The 322-nt window shown below is 49.1% G+C and carries 1 protein-coding gene; it reads left to right on the top strand.

All coding sequences use genetic code 11. The features are described from left to right. A partial coding sequence (locus tag M0651_RS23970; RefSeq protein WP_248554163.1) for a transposase occupies nucleotides 1-322 on the top strand: 322 nt, incomplete at both ends.

Genomic DNA, 322 nt, shown 5'->3' with positions numbered 1-322 from the left:
GCCCGGCACGGTCATTGCTGACGCCGGGTATGGGAGTGAAGAAAATTACGCTTACCTAGAAGGCGAAGCTGTGAGAGCGATCGTCAAATACAACACGTACCATAAAGAGAAAACAAAAGCTTGGAAGAAGGACATAAGCAAGCTGGACAACTGGCAGTATGACGAAGCTAAGGATTCATGGATTTGTCCAGCGGGGCGGAGATTGACGTTCATCCGGGAGTGCAAAGAAAAAAACGAGAGCGGTTATGAGGTTCGAAAACGGCACTACAGAAGTACAACGTGCGCGGAATGCCTTCTCAAAGCTTCATGCACCAAAGCCAGA

Source organism: Paenibacillus mellifer (genome assembly GCF_023195895.1).
GTDB classification, from domain to species: domain Bacteria; phylum Bacillota; class Bacilli; order Paenibacillales; family Paenibacillaceae; genus Fontibacillus; species Fontibacillus mellifer.
This window is presented reverse-complemented; position numbering and strand designations above follow the sequence as displayed.